Genomic DNA, 19988 nt, shown 5'->3' on the forward strand with positions numbered 1-19988 from the left:
ACGCGCCCGAAACGCGGAACCATGCGCGAGCCGTGCATCGAAGATGGCGAGGTTGTGTTGCGCTATACGGGTCTGGACGAAGTCGAGCGGACCGCGCGCATCCAGTTTTCGCCTGCGCCGCATTCACTCTCGGTCAATCGTGCGGATTACGTGCTGCGAATCCAGTCGGAAACGGCCATGTCGATCTACTTGTCGATCACGGCCGTCACGCACGCATTGAGCGACGCCAGTGCGGAGAGCAAGAAGATCGCAGAAGAGGGTGCCGAATGTGCGCCGGAATCAGGGCGGCCGGCGATTCGCGAGGCGCTTGTCGATGCCCACCGGCGTATGCGCGAGCGGCGGCGCTCAGTCGCGCGTGTGCGCTCGAGCAACCCGCTGTTCAGCGAATGGATCGATCGTTCGCTTGCCGACCTCGGTTTGCTGACGACTGATCTTGAAACGGGACCGTATCCGTACGCGGGCATTCCGTGGTTTTCGACGGCTTTCGGCCGCGACGCCATTATTACTTCGCTGCAAATGCTGTGGATCGATCCGTCGCTTGCCCGTGGCGTACTGCGCTTTCTCGCGGCGCATCAGGCGCGCGAGGACTCCGCATTTCGCGATGCGGAAGTCGGCAAGATCATGCACGAGACCCGCAATAGCGAAATGGCTGCGACGGGCGAAGTGCCGTTTGCGATGTATTACGGCGGGGTCGACAGCACGCCGCTGTTCGTCGCACTCGCCGGCGCCTACGCCGAGCGAACGGGCGACACTGCACTGATCGACGAATTGTGGCCCGCGCTGCAACTGGCCGCGCAATGGATCGCGCGTCATTGCGACAAGAACGAATTCGGTTTGCTGAGCTACCAGCGTGCAACCGAAGCGGGGCTTGCCAACCAGGGCTGGAAAGACAGTGGCGACTCTGTATTTCACGCCGACGGCAGTTTCCCGGTCGGGCCGATCTCGCTGGTTGAAGTCCAGGCCTACGCATCCACCGCGTTTGCCACCATGGCCCGCTTCGCAAGGCAGCGCAACGCGCCGGAACAGGCGCTGGACTTCGAGCAGCGCGCGCAAAACATCCGTGAGCGCGTGGAAACCATGTTCTGGATGCCCGAGTCGGAGTTCTACGGCATTGCGCTCGACGGCAAGGGCGATTTGTGCAAGGTGTTGGCGTCGAATGCGGGGCACTTGCTGGCCTTCGACCTGGTCGAGCGCAGTCGCGGCGAAGCAGTCGCGCGCCAGCTTGAGTCGACCTTGTTCAATACCGGCTGGGGCGTCCGTACGCTGGCAGCGGGCCAGCCACGCTTCAATCCTATGTCGTACCACAACGGCTCCGTGTGGCCGCATGACAGCGCCATGTGTGCTCGCGGACTCGCACGCTACGGTGACCGCGGCGGTGCAGTGCGCTTGCTGCAGGCACTGTTCGAAGCGGCCGTCACGTTCGATATGCGCCTGCCCGAGCTGTTCTGCGGCTTCACCCGGCAGCGTGGTGAGCGGCCGATCGGCTATCCGGTCGCGTGCTTGCCGCAAGCCTGGGCAGCCGGATCGCCGTTCATGATCCTCGAGGCTTGTCTCGGGATCACGATCGACGCCGAGCATCAGGAAGTGCGTATCGACCGGCCGCAGCTGCCCGATGGTATCGACTGGCTGGAGATCGGTGAGCTACGGGTCGGCGACAAGACCGTGTCGATAACCTTTCGGCGCGTGGGCGGGCAGGTCGTGCCGTCTATCGAAGGCGATATCCGCGTGGTGGCGGTGCTTTAACCGCAACGCGGACGCTGTAACCGTCTGTCACCGTCGCTTAGCGGCTTAACCACTAAGCCGCTAAGCACGCTGCGACCTAAACTGCGACGCTGCCGACGTAGTTTTCGGCCAGCGCCGTGGCGGCAGCGCGTGATGTAGTCACGTGTTCGAGCTCGGCCACTTGCAGGCGTTGTTCGAATGGCGAGGTGTCGTCGAGCTTGTGCAGCATCCGGGTCATCCACCACGAAAAATGCTCCGCGCGCCAGACGCGCTTCAGGGCCGTTTCGGTGTAGCGATCCAGCTTGTCGCTTGCCCCTTCTTCGTAGAACGCCTGCAAGGCGGCGGTGAGGATACGGACATCGGACACCGCCAGGTTCATGCCTTTTGCACCGGTGGGCGGGACAATGTGCGCGGCGTCGCCGGCGAGAAACAGCTTGCCGGATTGCATCGGCGTGGAGACGAAGCTGCGCATGCCGACAATGTTCTTCTGGAAGATCCGCCCTTCGGTGATCTGCCAGCCGTCGAGCGTGTCCACGCGCGCGTGGAGTTCGGACCAGATGCGGTCGTCGGACCAGGCATCGACTGAGTCTTTCGGGTCGCACTGGAAGTACATGCGCTGCACCTTCGGTGAACGGGTGCTGATAAGCGCAAAACCGCGATCGTGGCGAGCGTAGATCAGCTCGTGTGCCGAAGGCGGCGCTTCGACCAGGATCCCGAACCAGCCGAACGGATAGATGCGCTGATAGTCGTGCCTCGCTGCCTGGGGCATCGACCCGCGTGCGACGCCTTGTGAGCCATCGCAGCCAATAATAAAGTCGCACTCCAGTTCGTGTTCAAACCCTTCGTGCCTATAGCGGATGCTGGGCCTGGTAGAACCGGGGGCATCGTCGAAGTCGTGTAGCGACACGTCGGTCACGCCAAATTTCAACGCGCCGTCGGCCGCTACACGCGCGGCGACCAGATCCTTGATGACTTCGTGCTGAGCGTAGACGGTGATCGAATGGCCGGTGAGTTCGGTCAGTGCAATGCGCTTTCGTTGCCCTTCGAACGCAAGTTCGAAACCGTGATGTACCGCGCCTTCGGCCAGCATCCGTGCGCCGAGTCCCGCCTCGTTCAGCAAATCCATTGTGCCTTGTTCGAGAACGCCTGCACGGATGGTGGATTCGATATCGCCGCGGCTCCGTGCCTCGAGCACGACCGATTCAATGCCGCGAAGATGGAGAAGATGGGAGAGCAGGAGGCCCGCAGGACCCGCGCCAATAATGCCGACTTGTGTACGCATGAATGTCTCCTGAATGCGTGTTGATTTTGTGGACACAGTCTTGCGCACTGGCGGGGTATCGCGCAACGCGATAACGTGGATAGGCTATATCTGGAATGGCGATAAAGGTCTCGGTCCGACATGCTGGAGCTGAAATCGCGCTGAAGCGGGCGCCTGCCAACATGCGCCACTAGCCCGCCACTATCGAGAACCGCAGACCGTTCACCGTTCCTTGGGTCCGCTGCTTGCTGAAACCTGGTCTTCCATCAACCGCTTTCAGTGAGGCCGCTCATGGCACAAATTTCCTATCCCAAGCCACCTTTCCCGGACCAGCAGCAGGACGCCCAACCCGGCCATAGCGCACCGATGAATCCCGCGCCCGATCACGGGGAGAAAACCTACAAGGGCTCGGGCAAGCTTCACGGCAAGATCGCATTGATCACCGGCGCGGACAGCGGCATTGGCCGCGCGGTGGCGATCGCGTTCGCCCGGGAAGGCGCGGACGTCGCGATCGCCTACTTGAACGAGCACGAGGACGCGCAAGAAACAGCCCGCTGGGTCGAGGAAGCGGGCAGGAAATCGTTGCTGCTGCCCGGCGATATCACCGACCGCGCGTTTTGCCGCGAGCTGGTCGCGAAGACAGTGGAGTCGTTCGGACGCGTCGATGTACTCGTGAACAATGCCGCTTACCAGATGGTCTACGACAGCCTCGAGGACATCAGCGACGAAGAATGGGACAAGACCTTTTCGACGAACATCGGCGCGATGTTCCGCATCACGAAGGCCGCTGTGCCGCACATGAAACCGGGCAGCGCGATTATCAACACGACGTCGGTGAACGCGGACAGCCCGAATCCCGGGTTGATCGCGTATGCCACCACCAAAGGCGCCATCCAGAACTTTACGGGCGGCCTCGCACAGTTGCTGGCGGAGAAGGGCATTCGCGCAAACGGCGTGGCGCCGGGGCCGATCTGGACGCCGCTGATTCCATCGACGATGAAACCCGAGCAGGTCAGGAATTTCGGCTCGCAAGTGCCGATGAAACGCCCCGGGCAGCCGGCCGAGCTGGCGGCCGCGTATGTGATGCTGGCATCGGATGAAGCGAGTTATATCTCCGGCGCGACGATCGCGGTGACGGGCGGCAAGCCGATCATATAGGCCGGGGGCTTGGGCAATCCGGCCTGGAGCGGACGCGCCGTGCGTGCGAAACTGACGCTTTCACTAGCGTCCTCACGCGCCACATCACCGCTCAAGGTCCTCATGTCGATGTCATTCACCATCCGCCGTCTCACTGCCGCCGACGCCCAGGCGTATCGCGATATCAGGCTCGAAGGTCTCTCCCGACACCCCGACGGTTTCGGATCGGCATGGGAAGACGAGGCCGGGCAACCACTCGCGTGGTTCGAGCAGAGGATCGTGAATTCAGCCGTGTTCGGCGGTTTTTTGAACAACGAAAGCGAACTGGCTGGCGTCACCGGACTGGTGGTGCAGCAGGGCGCCAAACAGCGGCACAAGGGCGCGCTGGTGGGCATGTACGTGCGCCCCGCAGCTCGCAGGACTGGATTGGCGCTTGCGCTCGTGCAAGCTGTTCTGATCCACGCACGCACGGTGGTGGAAGAGGTTCAACTGACGGTTGCGCCGCATAACGAAGCGGCGCAACGGCTGTATCGCTCGGTGGGATTCGTCGAGTACGCGCGTGAACCGCGTTCGCTGAAAATAGACGGCAAGTATCACGAGTCGGTGCTCATGACCTTGCCGTTCGACCCCATGGTCTAGCTAACCTGGTGAATAAACAATCGACTAGCTGCCGCTCGATTCCTTTAGCTGATTCAAGCGATATTCGCCCTGGCGCGCGAACATCCAGCCCGGATATTCGCTGGCGAGTTGGCTGACTTCATCGAGTGCGGCGAGTTCGTCGTCGTTCAGTTTCACTTGCGTCGCCGCGATGTTGTCGTCGAGTTGCTCGATCCGCTTCGCCCCGACAATCACGCTCGTCACCGCCTTCTGATGCAGCAGCCACGCCAGCGCGATCTGCGCCACGGTCACGCCCTTGGCTTCGGCCATCTGGGTCATGGCGTCGATGCAATCAAATGCACGATCCATGTTTACCGGCGGAAACGAGAAATTCGTGCGCCGGCCCGGTTCCGCTGAACTGCCGTCACGCTTGTATTTGCCGCTCAGCAAACCGCCCGCAAGCGGACTCCAGACCATCAGGCCGACGTTTTCGCTCTTCAGCATCGGGATGATTTCGCGTTCGAGGTCGCGTCCGGCAATCGTGTAATACGCCTGCAGCGACTCGAAACGGGCCAAGCCGAGCCGCTCCGAAATGCCAAGCGCCTTGGTGATCTGCCACGCTGCCCAGTTCGATACGCCGATGTACCGCACGTGACCGTGCTGCACGAGGTTGTCGAGCGCACGCAACGCTTCTTCGATTGGCGTGGCGGTATCGAAGCCATGTAGCTGATACAAATCGATGTGATCGAGTTGCAGGCGTTTCAGGCTCGCCTTCACGCCGTCGATAATGTGATACCGCGACGCGCCGCGCGAATTGATGCCCTTCGTACCGGTTTCGCCGTGGATCTTGGTGGCAACCACCACGTTTTCTCGCGGCACCTTCAGGTTCTTGAGCGCCTGGCCGGTCATGATTTCTGATGTACCGTCGGCGTAGACGTCAGCGGTATCGATGAAGTTGATGCCGGCGTCCAGCGCGCGGCCAACGAGTTTATCCGCGTCCGCCTGTTTCAGGCCGCCAATATTGGTCCACATGCCGCCTTCGCCGAATGTCATCGTACCGAGGCACAATTCCGAAACGAACAAGCCGGTATTGCCGAATTTTCTGTTACGCATGCTGGGTCCCTTAGAATTCATCCTGAACTAGCGGCCTGTAGACTTCAGGTTGGCCGCCTCGCGACGGAACAACCGAACGCCCGTTCGGTGTTTCAGCAACGCCGCGATAAAGCAGTATCTGCCTGTGCCGCGAAGCCTGGTTAGCCTGATCCTGTCGGATCATTGCCCGATCCTGCAAACGCCGCGCGTAGCGCTGGGCGAAAACACGCGGGCGCGAGTAAGCTGGATGCCATTCGTCGGCAATGCGCGATTGATCGCGATTGTCATCTCGCTGACGGCAACTCTTCTCCATCCTTGCATGACTGTGGCCGTTCCCGGGCAACAGCCGCGCAAACTCACTATCTGCGAATCATGGCCCTGAATGAGACGGCGGATTCCGCCATCGACCCCACAAATCACGCTGACCACGCTGTCAACGGCGGCGCAACCGCGCCCCTTGATCCAGGCCTCGATCACGCCCGGCTCGATCTTGTCGCGTTGCTGGATCGCTTCACGGCTGACACCGCCGGCACGTGCCAGACGGCGGTGCACGGTTTGTTCCTGCATCGGATCGTGCACTGTGGCGGCCCGAGCCACGGCATCCAGACGCCGGCGCTTGGCGTGATCGCGCAAGGGTCAAAGCGGATCATGGTGGGCGACGAACTGTATGTGTACGACCCCATGCACTATCTGGTTTCATCGGTGGATCTGCCGGTGATGGGGCAGGTGACCGGTGCGACCGAGGACAAACCGTATCTGGGCATGCGGCTTGACCTCGATGTCGAGGAAATTACCAAGCTCATCCGTGATGAAAGCCTGCCGCCGTCGACGCCCGCGGACGCCTCGCGCGGCCTCTATGTCAACCGCCTCGGCACGTCGCTGATGGACGCCGTGTTGCGCTTGCTGCGCCTGCTCGATACGCCCGAGGACATTCCGATTCTCGCGCCGCTGGTCAAGCGCGAGATCCTGTATCGGCTGCTGATGAACGGTCCCGGCGCGCGCTTGCGTCAGATTGCACTGCAGGACAGCCAGACGCAGCGCATTGCGAAGGCGATCATGCTGCTGCGTCAGCACTTCGATCAGCCGTTGCGTGTGGAGTCGATCGCTCGCGACGTGCATATGAGCGTCTCGTCGCTGCATCATCATTTCAAGGCCGTCACGGCGATGAGCCCGCTGCAATATCAGAAGCAGTTGCGGCTTCAGGAAGCGCGTCGCCTGATGCTGATCGACATGACCGATGCAGCAACAGCGGCGCATCGCGTGGGGTATGAGAGCGCATCGCAATTCAGCCGCGAGTACAGCCGCCTGTTCGGTGCGCCGCCGTTACGCGATACCCGCAAATGGCGCGAGACCGCCAGCGCGTGATCGAGGCGTGCTGCTTTAAAACAGGCCGAAAGCGAAAAAGCCAGGGACGTCCCTGGCTTTTTCGCTTTTAACACCTGCAAGATGCAGCCGGTCAACGGTCAAAAATCAACGTTCAACGATCAATAGTAACGATGCGGAGGGCCGTAATTACGCGGTGCGTGATGGCGTTCCCACTCGCGCCGTTCCCAGTAGCGATGTCCATCGTAATACCGGTCGCCGTGCCAGCCGCGGCTGTCGACGTGAACGTAGCCGGGGCGGAAATGTTCGTCGGCGGACGCGGTAGTGGTGAACCCGAGACTCGTTGCTGCCGCCACCGCAAGCGATGCGACTGCCAAGCTTTTTTTGAGCGTCAACATGTTGGTTTCCTTCGCGCTGTGATTCGGTTTTGTCCTGCGGTTTGTCGCTTTATCCAGCCAAGCCACGCTTAGTAACGACCGTAGTCGTGATGGTGGTATCCACCGCCATCCGGTACGACGATACAACCGCCCAGGGTGCTGCCGAGGAGTACTGCGAGCGTGGCAAGAATTGCTAATCGTTTCATCGGTTTCTCCAAGTGAAATCCGTGAAATCAATTTAGCAATTAGATAAATGACAAGCCGTTTGCGTTTGTAAGGAAAAGTGTGATTGGAAATATTCGCGAAAGGCGCTGAAGCCCTTCGCCTCCGGCGCTGTTACCGAACGATCGTGGGCCTTACATTTGGGGTGAGCGAAACACCGACCACACGGCCTTCGCGCACGCCGCAGCGGCTATCTACACGCGTCCATTGCGACTTTCCGCGGACTTTGGCGAAGGCGCGCATGGCGATGACTTCGTCTACGGGTATGGGATTGACCGCGCTAAAGATAGTGGTGTCGCTATCGACCTTTGCGCGCAGAACACGCCGGTCCGGGACGATGAACGTGTCGTACTTGGGCGTCATGGCGACCCATCGATCGAACGCTGCCACGCAGCGGATCACCGGTTCAGGGACGTGCATGCGGGTCAGGTAGGCGTAGTCTTCTTTCGAGGGATCGGGCATTTCTGTTGTCTGCGCGTGACTGAATTGAACGATCGATGCGCAGAGGATCAAGCCGAATAAAAGAGGTAAAGATTTCATGCGGATAGTAGTAGATGGCACAGAGCGGTTGATGGATAACGGTGAAACACGGCATCAGACCGTGACTTGAAGTGTACCGCGTGAATGCGCGCATGACGCCTTTCAAGGTCCAGGCGGGGTTATGCCTGATGCCCGCCCGGATCGCCGGACTGGCTCACGGTTCACCACGTCCGGACGCGACAAGCACGATAATATCGGTCACACGCCACTTTGCCGGATACCCGCGAATGACTGACCTCAAGCTGAATGCAACCCCGTCGCCCCGACTGACCAGCCTGTCCCACGGTGGCGGCTGCGGTTGCAAGATCGCGCCGGGCGTCCTTGCCGACCTGTTGAAACGCAGCGTGCCATTGCCGTTTTTCCCCGACCTGCTGGTTGGCAACGACACCGCCGACGACGCGGCGGTTTATCGTTTGAACGATGAGCAGGCGATTGTTGCCACCACCGACTTCTTCATGCCGATCGTCGATGACCCGTTCGACTTCGGCCGTATCGCCGCGACCAATGCGCTCTCCGATGTCTACGCCATGGGCGGCAAACCGATCTTGGCGCTCGCACTCGTCGGCATGCCGATCAACGTGCTGCCGCACGAGGTGATCGCGGCCGTGCTGAAGGGCGGAGAGTCGGTCTGCGCCGAAGCGGGCATCCCGCTCGCGGGCGGTCATTCAATCGATTCCGTCGAGCCTATTTATGGCCTCGCGGCAATCGGCATCGTGCATCCGAAGCGCGTGAAGCGTAACGCCTCGGCTCGCCCCGGCGACGTTCTGATCCTTGGCAAGCCGCTCGGCGTGGGCGTGTTGTCGGCGGCGCTGAAGAAGGATCAACTCGATGCCGCCGGCTACGCCGCGATGATCGCCGCCACCACCAAGCTGAATCGCCCGGGCGCCGATCTGGCCGCACTGGACGCGGTGCACGCGCTCACCGACGTAACCGGCTTCGGCCTGCTCGGGCACATGCTGGAGCTCAGCCGTGGCGCCGGACTCACGGCACGCCTGCGATACGCCGACTTGCCGTGGTTGCCCGGCGTAGAGGCGTTTGCGAAAGCGGGCGTGATCACCGGGGCATCCGGGCGCAACTGGACTGCTTACGGGCACGACATCACGCTGTCGTCGTCATTGCACGATGTGGCACGAAGCCTGCTCACCGACCCGCAGACTTCAGGCGGCTTGCTGGTGTCGTGCGCGCCCGGGGCAGTCGACGAAGTGCTCGCCATCTTCCGCGCGGACGGCTTTGATCAGGCGGCCGTGATCGGAGAAATGATCGATGGAGCGAGCCGCGTAGAAGTCGTTTAGCGTGCTTGTAGCCGGATCCCCGCGAGCTTGGATTCCCGAGAGCGTCCCTGACCCCCGTCCGCCAGGAGCACGATGAAAGAAGAATCGCCGAAAGCCATTTTTTATGCGCTTGCAGCCAATTTTGGCATCGCCGTCTGCAAGTTCGGCGCGGCCGCGTTCACCGGTTCCGGCTCCATGTTTGCCGAAGCCATTCACTCCACCGCCGACTGCGGCAATCAACTCCTGCTGCTGTTCGGACTCAAGCGTTCCCAGGCACCCGCCGACGTGTTGCATCCACTCGGCTCGGGCCGCGAAATCTACTTCTATTCCATGCTCGTCGCGCTGCTGCTGTTCTTCGTTGGCGGCGCGTTTTCGGTGTATGAAGGCGTGCACCGCATTGCCCGGCACGAAGTGGTCACTAATCCGATTGTCGCCCTTGTCGTGCTCGGGGTATCGGTCGTGCTCGAATCGTTTTCCCTGGCCGGCGCGTTGCGCGAGATTCGCAAGACATCGGGAAACAAGTCCCTCTGGCGATGGTTTCGCGAGACACGCGAGTCCGAATTGATCGTGGTCACGGGCGAAGATGTCGCCGCGCTGGCGGGTCTTGCCATCGCGTTCTGCGCCGTCCTGATGACCATGATCACCGGCAATCCCGTCTACGACGCAGCAGGTTCGATTGGCGTCGGCGTGCTGCTCATGGTGATTGCGTATCTGGTCGCCCGCGAGGTGAAGTCGATGATCGTCGGGGAATCGGCAAGTCCGGAAGTGCGCCGCGCTATCGATGCGCACTTGCGCGCGCGCCCGGAAATTGTCCGTGTAATTAATCTGATTACGTTGCAGTGGGGCAAGCAGATTGTGGTCGCCGTGCAAGCGGAGATGGTGGACTACGACAGCGGCCGCGCGATGGTCGATGCAATCAACGTGATCGAAGCGGATCTGCAGCGCGCGTTTCCCGAAGCGCGCTGGGTCTTCTTCGAACCGGATATTCCGCGCGTGGCTGAGGCGCGTGCTTAGTTACGTGCTTGGTTGCGCGGCTTGGCAGGCAAGACGAGCCGTCCAACCAGGGTTCCCCTAAACTTCATGAGGCCGCGCAGAATCCGGAATCAAGGCAAATGGGCAGGCGGGCGACCATAGTGCGGTCGTGGGGTATCGGGTGTTGCGGGAAGCTGGGTGTCGCCGCTCGCGGGAAGTAGCGTGGTGCCTTCGTCCGGTGGTGCAATGCTGTCCACGTGCTTGCTCACCGCTGCAGCCGATGGCGGGATGGGCTTTGCGGCCCGTTCAAGGTTCGCGCGTTCAGCGGCGGATGCCCGCCCGGGCGCGAGAAGTGCTAGCAGCAGTCCGGTCGCCGACAGCACTACGGCCGCCGCGGAAAGGGTAGTTTGCGTGGATCGCGTGGATCGTTTAGTTCGCGTAATTTGAACGTACATGCGCGAATCCGGTAGTTTTGATCAGATGTTTGGTGCACGAACCATTCCAGCTTGTCCGGTTTGTCCAGCTTGAGAGTGATCACCGCAGGTTGAATCGCGCTGCTGGCCGGGCGCATCCGTGGCGGTTTTCCCCAACCGAGTCCCTCATCCTCGCCCATGCGCAAAATTGTTCTCGTCGTCTTTCTTAGTGTCCTGAGTGTCCTGGGCGTCCTGAGCAGCACGCTTGCCTCTGCTGCGAATACGGCCAGTGCCGCCAGTCCAGCCCCTGGATCATCAACGCTCACGCTGACCCCCGAACAGGCGCGCGCCGCGCTGACGGTCCTCAACGACCCCGCACGCCGCAGCCAGATCGAAGACACACTGCGCGCCGTCGCGGCTGCCGGAGCGCTTGCCACGCCCGTGCAGGCTGCCTCAGCCAGCTCGGCGACCGCGACCGCGTCCGCTGCAAGCGGCGCATCGGGCGCCGCGAGCGTGCTGGCGAAGTCCCTCACGAGCAACGGTCTGGCGTCGCAGATTTCGCATGAGGCGGGTAACTGGCTCGTGGAGCTCAGCGGCGGCTTGCGCCGTTCCGTTACCGCCCTGCTCGACTACGGTTCGGTGATGTCGTGGTGGCACCAGCGTACCGCAACCGCTAGCGGCCGGGATCTGATAGGCCAGGTGATCTGGTCGATCTCGATCTCGTTACTGCCCGCATTGTTGCTGGAATACCTGAGCTCGCGATGGCTGCGCCGGCTGCGCGCGCGGATCGCGGCCCGAGGGATCGTGGACGTGGATGCGGCCAAGCCCGAACTAGCGAAGGAGGAGAGGGCGGCAGTGCGCGCCGAAGCCGTTGCGGAGCGTTCTGGCAACGAGGCGGCTATCGAAGTCGCTGAACGCAAGACCGATACCGCCCGTGGAGTGCGCCACGCAGCGCGTCACTGGACGCTGTTGCAGCGGTTGCCAAGCGCCGTCCTTCACGGCTTGCTCGCGTTGGCGCCGCTGATCGTGTTTACGATCGTGGCGGCGGTGCTGATGTCCATTTTCATCGATGACACTACGCCGCAGGGCCGGTCCGTCGCCGCGTTGATCGACGTGTACCTGGTATGCCGGGGCATCGTGATCGCGACCGATTTTTTTATCGCACCTCGCTCGCCAGGTCTGCGCCTGATCCAGATTAGCGACGACGCGTCGCGCTTCGCGCACGACTGGCTGGTGCGCATCGTGTGGGTGGCGGGAGCGGGCTCGGCGCTCGCTGAGGCTGCGGAGCCGCTGGGCATGACCGACACCGCTCACGATGCAATCCTCAAGGCGGTCGCGCTCGTCGCGCATGTGCTGATCGCTATCGTGATTCTCAAATGCCGGGTGCCGGTGGCTGCCTGGATTCGCGATAGCGTCAAGGGACGCCGGTCGTTCGTACTGCTGGGCAATTGGGTTGCCGATGTCTGGGCCGGGCTCGCGGTGTTTTTCGTGCTCGCGCTGTGGTTCGTCTGGGCGCTCGATGTACACAACGGGTACCGCACGCTGTTTCATTTGTTCGGCATCTCGGTGCTCGTGCTGGTGGCGGCGCGCGTGGTCGCGATTGTCGCGTTCGGTGCGCTCGGCCGGCTCTTTCATACCGCGGGCGGCGATGACGACCTGTCGAACAAGTCAATCGTGCATCAGCACGCGTACCGCTATTACCCGCTGATTCGGCGTGTCGTGCAGACGGCGATCGTCGTCGTTACGTTGCTGACGCTGCTGCAGGTCTGGGGGCTTCATGCCCTGACACTGTTCTCGTCGGGTGGCGTGGGACATCGGCTTGCATCGGCGCTCATCACCATCGGGGTCGCCGCCGCGTTCGCTGTGATCGTGTGGGAAGGCGCGAACGTGATGGTCGAGCAACGGCTGGAAACGTGGACCACGAGTGGCGACCGCTTGCGGGCCGCCCGTCTTACCACGCTGCTGCCAATGATGCGCAGTGCGCTGTTTATCGTGATCGCGATGGTCGTTGTGTTGACCGGATTAAGCGAGATCGGTGTGAACACCGCGCCGCTGCTCGCGAGCGCGAGCATCTTCGGCGTAGCGCTGGGTTTCGGTTCGCAAAAGCTCGTGCAGGATCTGATCACCGGCATCTTCCTGTTGATGGAGAACGCAATGCAGGTGGGCGACTCGGTCACGCTCGCGGGGGTGTCGGGGACGGTTGAATATCTGTCGATCCGCACCGTGCGTTTGCGGGGCGGTGACGGGTCGCTCTTTACCGTGCCGTTCAGTTCGGTATCGACGGTGAACAACACGAATCGTGGCATTGGCAATGCCGCGGTACGCGTGAGCATCGCGCTCGGACAAGACGTGGAGCTGGCATCGGATACGCTCAAGGAGATCGGGGCGTCGCTGCGTGAAGACGATGCGTTCAAGGACGGCATCATCTCCGACTTCAGCTTGTGGGGCGTGGACGCGGTCGACGGTTCGAGCGTCACGCTGGCCGGTCAGATCCAGTGTCGCGATACTGCGCGCTGGGGCGTGCAGCGCGAGTTCAACCGGCGCATAGTGGATCGTTTCACCGAGCGCGGTATCGAGATAGCGAATCCACAGCGCAACTTCGTGATCGTGAAGGGCGGCGATACGGATGAGCTGGATACAGCCTTGAAGGGCGATGAGCGTGGCGATGCTTCAAGCGGTTCTTCCACTAGCATGCATGCCGATGCCGACGTGAATGCCAACGCCGATCAACGCGGCGAGCGCACCATCACCGGCGAGCCTTCGAACTTGCCCCCGGAGCGTTCGAAGCCCAGCCGGCCATAAAACGCTTCGAGTGCGGCGCTGTCCGGTGCGGCGTGATCGATGGAAGGCGTGGCGGGGCCTTCTCCTTTCTGCGTTAGCGGACGTGGCACGAGTGAAAGCATGACCCCGTGCCTGTCCGCCAGCGCGACCAGCCGGTCCATGGCTGCGCGTGCATGTCCCCGATGATGTTCTCCCTCGGACCACAAGGCCTCGAGCGCGACGGCGCAGTCGCCGGTAGCCTCAAGCCACATCTCGACGTGCTGGCGGTCCCCGACATGGCTGGCGTGAAACGCATCGATCATTCGTGAAGCGGCGGTGTCGGACATGGGCGCTTTGCGGACAAGTGGATTCGACAACGAACAAACGAGCGAATGAAGCAGCAAGACTAATGCTTGATGACCGTTACCGGAACATTTTATGTCCCTTACAACGGCGTCCTTCACCCCTCTATAATGCGCTCAACGCAGGAGCGTCCGGCAGGCGGTACTGAAGGTACTAAACGCATGGACCAACCGGGCGCGTGGTCCAGCCCCGCATCCTGTCGTGTGTTTCACCTCGCGTTCTCCTTCCACTTACGGTGCCGCCCAGATGAAATCGATCCTCCGTTCCGCGCTCGACTCGCTCCTTCGTTCTACCCGCAGCCGCCCCCGTGCCGTCACTCGCATCTTCACCCGGATTCCTGCATTGAGCCTGGCAGGCGCGACGGCTGCGTTTTTGTTCAGCGCGTGTGCGTCAACGTTTGCGCAGGATTCGGATAACGCCGGTAGCGACAATGGCTTTGGCGCTGGCCACGGCCAGCCTGTCAAGGTCATGATCATTTCGATGTTCGGCCCTGAAGGCCAGGTCTGGCTCGATAAGCTCGGACCCTGGAAGGCCATTCGCGTGCCCGGATTGTCTCCGGATTATCCCGTCGTGAACTGCAACCGGCAGGAGGTCTGCGTGATGACCACCGGCATGGGTCACGCGAACGCGGCGGCTTCGCTGATGGCGCTCACGTTCTCCGATAAGTTCGATCTGCGCCGTACCTATTTCATGATTGCGGGGATCGCGGGTATCGACCCGACGCAAGGCACGATCGGGTCCGCCGCGTGGGCAAAATATCTCGTCGACTTCGGTATCCAGTGGGAGCTCGATGCGCGCGAAAAGCCGGATAGCTGGCCGAGCGGTTTTCTCGGCATCAATACGAAAAGCCCGACCGAGAAACCCCCGTTTGATTACAAGACCGAGGTATTCCGGCTGAATCCGGATCTGGCCGATGCAGCTTATGCATTGTCGAAGAACGTAACGCTCGCCGATAGCCCCGAAGCGCAGGCCGCGCGCGCCAGGTTCACCTATGCGCCGGCGAACCAGCCGCCCAAGGTGATCCAGTGCGACACGCTGGCGGGCGATACGTGGTGGTCAGGGAAGTACATCGGCGAGCGGGCGCGAGACTGGACAAAACTCGTGACTGACGGCCACGGCGTGTATTGCACGACGCAGCAGGAGGACAACGCGACGTACGAGGCGTTGTCGCGTGCGGCGAGCGTGCATCGCGTGGATTTGAACCGGGTCGCGGCCGTGCGTTCGGGCTCGGATTTTGACCGGCCCTATGACGGGCAATCAGCCTCCGATAATCTCCTCAATTACGCAGCTCAAGGCGGGTTTGCGCCGGCTATCGACAATTTGTATCGAACGGGCAATCCGTTGGTGCAGGAGATTGCAACGCACTGGGCTGAATGGCGCGACGGCGTACCGCAACACTAACGGCGGTGCAATCCCGATGCATACCGGCGGCGCTGCGCCCGTCTTCCGCATGAGCGCTCTCCTGGGACGACTGGCGCCACGGAAGACGGGTTTTCTATCGATCTGCTGGTTTTCATAGTTTCCGCAGACGCTGTTACAACTCGGCGCAACATATTCCGTCCAGCGATCGTCCGGACGTTCCGATGGTCAAATTTCCACATCAAAAATGAAAGCGGGACGACAGGTTTTATACGCGGGTTTTCCTTAGCCGCTATTCCCGGACGCTGACTGAATGGCTGTTACAACTTGGCCATTCCTCGCAATCCGATTAATTCATCGAGCTTGTCAACCGACTCTCCGCCCCATCCGTTTTTTCCCCACGAAATCAATCGATAAGGAAACCCTCTGTCAATTGACACGGTCCCTTCCGCTTCAAAATAGCTGCCAAAAATCGGTCACACTTGCTTGTTACAATTTCGGGAAAAAATTACCGTTTCTCTCTGTTGTTTTATGGAAATTTATTATTGAGATGTTCTTGATTTCCCGCAGCGTCGTACTTACAATCCGTTTCACAGTGTTGTTACAAGATGTAACTCACTGAAACAAAGTTTAAACGTAGCCGAACAAAACAAACGTTTGGCTAGGCAAAAAGATAGCTGGCAAAAAATGCTGGCAGGGTTCTCGGGGTTTATATCGAACGCAGGAAGATCATGAACGGTCGCGAAACGCTGGACTCGATTCGAGAAATCAACTTGTCGTACATCATGCTCGCGCAGCGCATGCTGCGAGATGACCGTGCCATCGGGATGTTTCGACTGGGTTTGTCTAAGGAACTCGCCGACCTTCTGTCCGGGCTGACGCTCGCGCAGGTTGTCAAGCTGGCGGCTTCTGACCAGTTGCTGTGTTTTTTCCGCTTCAACGATCACACCATGCTGGCCGCTCTCACGTCGCCCGCGAAGCATGCGGATATCGCGCCGACGCACGCAGCCATCTTGCTGGCCGGCCAGCCAGCAGAACAGTTCCTCTAAGCACGAGAGCGCGCCATGCTTAAGAAGAGCCTCACCGAAGATGCACAAGAAGTTTTCCGCGCGATCGCATTGATCGAACTCGGGGCGCGGATGCAGGTGCTCGAAAGTGAACTGACGCTGTCGCGTGACCGGATGATCCGGTTGTATCGCGAGGTGAAGGGCGTATCACCGCCGAAGGGCATGCTGCCTTTCTCGGCTGACTGGTATATGACGTGGCTGGCGAATATCCATGCTTCGCTCTTCTACAACACGTATATGTTCCTGAAGAAAGAAGCAGGTTGCTCGCACCTCGATGCCCTGACGAAGGGGTATCGGTTGTATCTCGAACATTGCAGGAATAGCGATGTCGAGGCAGTACTTGATTTGACGCGGGCCTGGACCCTTGTGCGCTTTTTCGATGCGGGCATGCTGCAGCTCACGAAATGCTGCCGCTGCACTGGAAAGTTCATCGCGCACAAACATGATTTGCAAGAAAACGTGGTGTGCGGGGCTTGTCAGCCGCCGTCACGCGCGGGGAAGACCAAGAAAGCGGCGGCCGCCCGTCAGGCGAGCCTTGAGACCGCGCTGTTGGAGTTGAGCATGGTATCGACTAACGAAGTGCCGGAACCGACGGTGCTCGAACACGTGGCGATGTTACAGCCGCGCACAGAAAGCCTGATTGCACAGGCTGCATAGGCGGAAACGGACCGGCGGCCCCGAGGACCATCGTTCGATGGGGTGGCCGCAGGACCCGTTGCTGTTATTTTAAGTTTTAAAGGGGTGTTGGAATTTTTGGGGCTACCGATTTTGGTAGCCCTTTTGCTTTTGGGCTTTTAGTTTTGCTCTTTTAGTTCTGCCCTCCAACGCCCTACGCCGACAACAACGACCCCGTCCTGTACGCAGTAGCGCTCGCGACCCGGGCCACCTCCATCCCCGCAGTAGCAAACCGTGCAATCTGCCGCGCGTACAACATACCGGTGGTCGTGCAATTCAACGGCGTAACGGTATCCGTCAGCGGATCGACCACATCGGCAATGGCATCGCCGGCTTTGACCACCGTCCCGACCTTCGCGCGAAACACCAGCACGCCGCTCACAGGAGCAACAATAGGCTCGGCGCCGGCCAGCGGCGTCGCCGGATAGACAAGCTCAGGCATGGCGGGCGCAGTTGCCTCGATCACGCCACGATGGATCAGGTAATTGATGATGCCCTGCGCGTCGGCATCGGCGAATTCATACGATACGTCGTGCTGGCTGCGCAGTTCCACCGTCACCGAGATGCCGCCGTTCGGCACAGGGAAACGCGCGCCAAACCTGGCACGCAGATCAGACCAGCAGAAGCTGTGGATCTCGTCGAACGGGTTGCCCACCGAATTCAACGCCAGCAGCGACGCTTTCGAATCCAGGTATCGCGCTAGCGGCTCGACTTCGTCCCAGATATCCGGGTTGGTGTAAATGTGCAGCGCTGCGTCGAGGTCGCAATGCAGGTCGAGCACGACATCGGCATCGTAAGAAAGCTTCTGCAACGCAAGGCGCTGCGACTCAAGCTCGGTGTGCGGTTTTTGCTCGTCCAGCGCATCACGCATTGCGCCGCGCACGGCAAGCTTGTTCGCATTGATATCCCCGGACAGCCGGCCTTCAATGCGTGGTGCGATCAGCGCAGCGAGATCGTGGAAATTGCGGTTGAAGTTGTGGCCGCTGTTCAGTTCGAAACGCCCGAGCAGCGTGCCATGCATGTTCTGGTTCAACCCGATCGGATTCGATACCGGCACGATCACCACTTCGCCGCGCAGCTTGCCCGCCGCTTCGAACTCGGCCAGATGGCGCCGCAGACGCCAGGCGACCAGCATGCCGGGGAGCTCGTCGGCATGCAGCGAGGACTGGATATAGATCTTCTCGCCGCCGCCCGGACCGTAGTGAAAACTCAGGATATTGCGGGTGGTGCCGATCGACGGCGAAATCAGGGTGTGCGTTTTGGTTTGCATGATTGTCGGTGCACGGCGCTCGGATACGCGTCGCGCTTGGGAAAAGTGTCGGCGTGTTCAGGAGAGTTGGGCGGAGCGTTCGCGACGGGCGCCGGATTGCTGCGCACCGGCCGCACCGGTTAGCACTTGGCGATTACCCGTGGCGCCTCCGACCCCAGACGTTCGATCTTAGCCGAAAACAGCGGTTTTGCCGCGCCGGGCACAAAAGACGCCGAGAGACGCCGCAACATGTCGCGTGAAGCTAAAAACAAAACGGGCTCCGCGGTTTTATCGCGGAGCCCGTTTTCTCAAGCGCTCAAGCTGTGCCCGGAACGCGTTCCGGACTCAGGCTCGGGGACTTCTTAGCTGCCGTACACGTCGAAGTCGAAGTACTTCTTTTCAAGCTTCTTGTATGTGCCGTCCTTGATGATCGAGGCAATTGCCTTGTCGATCTGTGCCTTCAGGTCGGTGTCTTCCTTGCGCAGGCCGATACCCGCGCCGTTGCCGAGGATCGTCGGATCGACCAGATCCTTGCCCACGAACTCATAACCCGTACCGCGCGGCGTCTTCAGGAAGCCCACTTCCGCTTGCACGGCATCTTGCAGCGCTGCGTCCAGGCGTCCAGCTTGCAGGTCGGCATAGACGCCATCCTGGTTCTGGTACGGCGTAACCGTCACACCCTTCGGCGCCCAATAGGTCTTGGCGTAAGTTTCCTGGATCGTGCCTTGTTCCACGCCCACCGTCTTGCCCTTCAGGCCATCAGGTGTCGGCAGGATGCCGCTGCCCTTCTTGGCGATCAGGCGGGTCGGCGTGTTGAACAGCTTGCTCGAGAACGCAATTTGTTCGGCGCGTTGCGGCGTCATGGACATCGACGACAGCACGCCGTCGAACTTCTTCGCTTTCAACGCCGGGATCATGCCGTCGAAATCGTTTTCCACCCATACGCACTTCGCATGCAGGCGTGCGCAGATTTCATTGCCGAGGTCGATGTCGAAGCCGACCAGCTTGCCATCCGGACCTTTCGATTCGAACGGGGCATAAGAGGCGTCAACGCCGAAACGGATGGTCGAGTAATCCTTCGCATTGGCGGTGACGGAGGTGATCGATGTGACGGCGAGCAAGGAAATCGTCAAAGCCGCGAGCAGTTTTTTCACTGTTTTTACTCCAAAGGTGGTCAGTACATCCCGGATAGGTCAGTACCCGGGTTCGTCCGGCGCGAGGCCTCTCGGCGCCGGGCAACTTACATTCAGCAGATTGTGTCCGCATAGAACCGCAGCAGGTTACCAAGCCAAAAAAATAAGAGAGTTGGTGAAAGTCCCGATAGCTAATCTTGCAACCGTTGTGCGGCGCGGCATTTCGGCGTGTGCGGATAATTGAATCAATTTTTGTGCAACGCGATTGTAAGTCCGATGGGCGAGTCGGATGGTGAGTCTTGTCATGAAGATTTACAGGGTGCGCGTTGGTCGCCGTCGTTGTCGCCGCGGTCGATCACGCCGCGCTCGCCGCCATTGCGGTCAAGGCGGCGAGGCGGAACACGTATCAGGCCTATTGCGCTATGTCGATCCGGCCGTAAATCCCGGTTGTCGGG

18 protein-coding genes are annotated in these 19988 nt (G+C 60.7%); 10 read left to right on the top strand and 8 right to left on the bottom strand.

Going from position 1 to position 19988, the window contains the following annotated elements:
• Window positions 1-1743, top strand: a 1743-nt coding sequence (locus tag JWR14_RS11740; RefSeq protein WP_299706210.1) for an amylo-alpha-1,6-glucosidase, incomplete at its 5' end; no start/stop codon positions are given.
• 76 nt (window positions 1744-1819) lie between these two features.
• Here JWR14_RS11740 and JWR14_RS11745 read toward each other — a convergent pair.
• Window positions 1820-3004, bottom strand: a complete 1185-nt coding sequence (locus JWR14_RS11745) for a 4-hydroxybenzoate 3-monooxygenase (RefSeq protein ID WP_299706214.1) — start codon at window positions 3002-3004, stop codon at window positions 1820-1822.
• A 270-nt stretch (window positions 3005-3274) separates the two neighbouring features.
• Between JWR14_RS11745 and JWR14_RS11750 the strand changes: the two genes are divergently transcribed.
• On the top strand, window positions 3275-4141 hold the full coding sequence (locus JWR14_RS11750) for a glucose 1-dehydrogenase (protein WP_299706217.1): 867 nt from the start codon (window positions 3275-3277) through the stop codon (window positions 4139-4141).
• A gap of 102 nt (window positions 4142-4243) precedes the next feature.
• On the top strand, window positions 4244-4759 hold the full coding sequence (locus tag JWR14_RS11755; RefSeq protein WP_299706220.1) for a GNAT family N-acetyltransferase: 516 nt from the start codon (window positions 4244-4246) through the stop codon (window positions 4757-4759).
• A 24-nt stretch (window positions 4760-4783) separates the two neighbouring features.
• Here the strand turns inward: JWR14_RS11755 and JWR14_RS11760 are convergent, their stop codons facing one another.
• On the bottom strand, window positions 4784-5830 hold the full coding sequence (locus JWR14_RS11760; RefSeq protein ID WP_299706223.1) for an aldo/keto reductase: 1047 nt from the start codon (window positions 5828-5830) through the stop codon (window positions 4784-4786).
• A 351-nt stretch (window positions 5831-6181) separates the two neighbouring features.
• On the opposite strand from JWR14_RS11760, the gene JWR14_RS11765 reads away from it, so the two are divergent.
• Window positions 6182-7174, top strand: coding sequence for an AraC family transcriptional regulator (locus JWR14_RS11765; RefSeq protein WP_299706226.1), 993 nt, complete (start codon window positions 6182-6184; stop codon window positions 7172-7174).
• Between the two features lie 119 nt (window positions 7175-7293).
• Here JWR14_RS11765 and JWR14_RS11770 read toward each other — a convergent pair whose 3' ends face one another.
• Window positions 7294-7530, bottom strand: coding sequence for a hypothetical protein (locus JWR14_RS11770; RefSeq protein WP_299706265.1), 237 nt, complete (start codon window positions 7528-7530; stop codon window positions 7294-7296).
• Between the two features lie 315 nt (window positions 7531-7845).
• A complete protein-coding gene (locus JWR14_RS11775) occupies window positions 7846-8193 on the bottom strand; it encodes a hypothetical protein (protein WP_299706229.1) in 348 nt (115 codons plus the stop codon).
• Between the two features lie 305 nt (window positions 8194-8498).
• On the opposite strand from JWR14_RS11775, the gene selD reads away from it, so the two are divergent.
• Together selD and JWR14_RS11785 are read left to right on the top strand one after the other, a co-directional pair.
• A complete protein-coding gene (gene selD / locus JWR14_RS11780; protein ID WP_299706232.1) occupies window positions 8499-9563 on the top strand; it encodes a selenide, water dikinase SelD in 1065 nt (354 codons plus the stop codon).
• 72 nt (window positions 9564-9635) lie between these two features.
• On the top strand, window positions 9636-10556 hold the full coding sequence (locus JWR14_RS11785) for a cation diffusion facilitator family transporter (protein WP_299706235.1): 921 nt from the start codon (window positions 9636-9638) through the stop codon (window positions 10554-10556).
• An 89-nt stretch (window positions 10557-10645) separates the two neighbouring features.
• Here JWR14_RS11785 and JWR14_RS11790 read toward each other — a convergent pair whose 3' ends face one another.
• Entirely contained in the window at window positions 10646-10969 is a 324-nt protein-coding gene (locus JWR14_RS11790) for a hypothetical protein (RefSeq protein ID WP_299706238.1), read from the bottom strand.
• A 156-nt stretch (window positions 10970-11125) separates the two neighbouring features.
• On the opposite strand from JWR14_RS11790, the gene JWR14_RS11795 reads away from it, so the two are divergent.
• Window positions 11126-13729, top strand: a complete 2604-nt coding sequence (locus JWR14_RS11795) for a mechanosensitive ion channel domain-containing protein (RefSeq protein ID WP_299706241.1) — start codon at window positions 11126-11128, stop codon at window positions 13727-13729.
• Here the strand turns inward: JWR14_RS11795 and JWR14_RS11800 are convergent.
• A complete protein-coding gene (locus JWR14_RS11800) occupies window positions 13654-14034 on the bottom strand; it encodes a hypothetical protein (protein ID WP_299706244.1) in 381 nt (126 codons plus the stop codon). The two genes, JWR14_RS11795 and JWR14_RS11800, sit on opposite strands and share 76 nt — an antisense overlap.
• A 262-nt stretch (window positions 14035-14296) precedes the next feature.
• Between JWR14_RS11800 and JWR14_RS11805 the strand changes: the two genes are divergently transcribed.
• The 3 genes from JWR14_RS11805 to flhC all read left to right on the top strand — a co-directional run bounded on the left by JWR14_RS11805 (window position 14297) and on the right by flhC (window position 17133).
• Window positions 14297-15451, top strand: coding sequence for a purine nucleoside permease (locus JWR14_RS11805; protein WP_299706247.1), 1155 nt, complete (start codon window positions 14297-14299; stop codon window positions 15449-15451).
• Between the two features lie 689 nt (window positions 15452-16140).
• Window positions 16141-16458: a flagellar transcriptional regulator FlhD gene (gene flhD, locus JWR14_RS11810; protein ID WP_031357172.1), complete on the top strand. Its 318-nt coding sequence runs from the start codon at window positions 16141-16143 to the stop codon at window positions 16456-16458.
• Between the two features lie 15 nt (window positions 16459-16473).
• Window positions 16474-17133, top strand: coding sequence for a flagellar transcriptional regulator FlhC (flhC, locus tag JWR14_RS11815; protein WP_299706254.1), 660 nt, complete (start codon window positions 16474-16476; stop codon window positions 17131-17133).
• 172 nt (window positions 17134-17305) lie between these two features.
• On the opposite strand, the gene JWR14_RS11820 is transcribed toward flhC, so the two are convergent.
• Both JWR14_RS11820 and JWR14_RS11825 read right to left on the bottom strand, forming a co-directional pair.
• Complete coding sequence (locus JWR14_RS11820; RefSeq protein ID WP_299706257.1) at window positions 17306-18421, bottom strand: succinylglutamate desuccinylase/aspartoacylase family protein; 1116 nt, start codon at window positions 18419-18421, stop codon at window positions 17306-17308.
• A 341-nt stretch (window positions 18422-18762) separates the two neighbouring features.
• A complete protein-coding gene (locus tag JWR14_RS11825) occupies window positions 18763-19554 on the bottom strand; it encodes an ABC transporter substrate-binding protein (protein ID WP_089159996.1) in 792 nt (263 codons plus the stop codon).
• Window positions 19555-19988 lie beyond the last annotated feature (434 nt).

It is taken from the genome of Caballeronia sp. (assembly GCF_028292365.1).
Classification (GTDB): domain Bacteria; phylum Pseudomonadota; class Gammaproteobacteria; order Burkholderiales; family Burkholderiaceae; genus Caballeronia.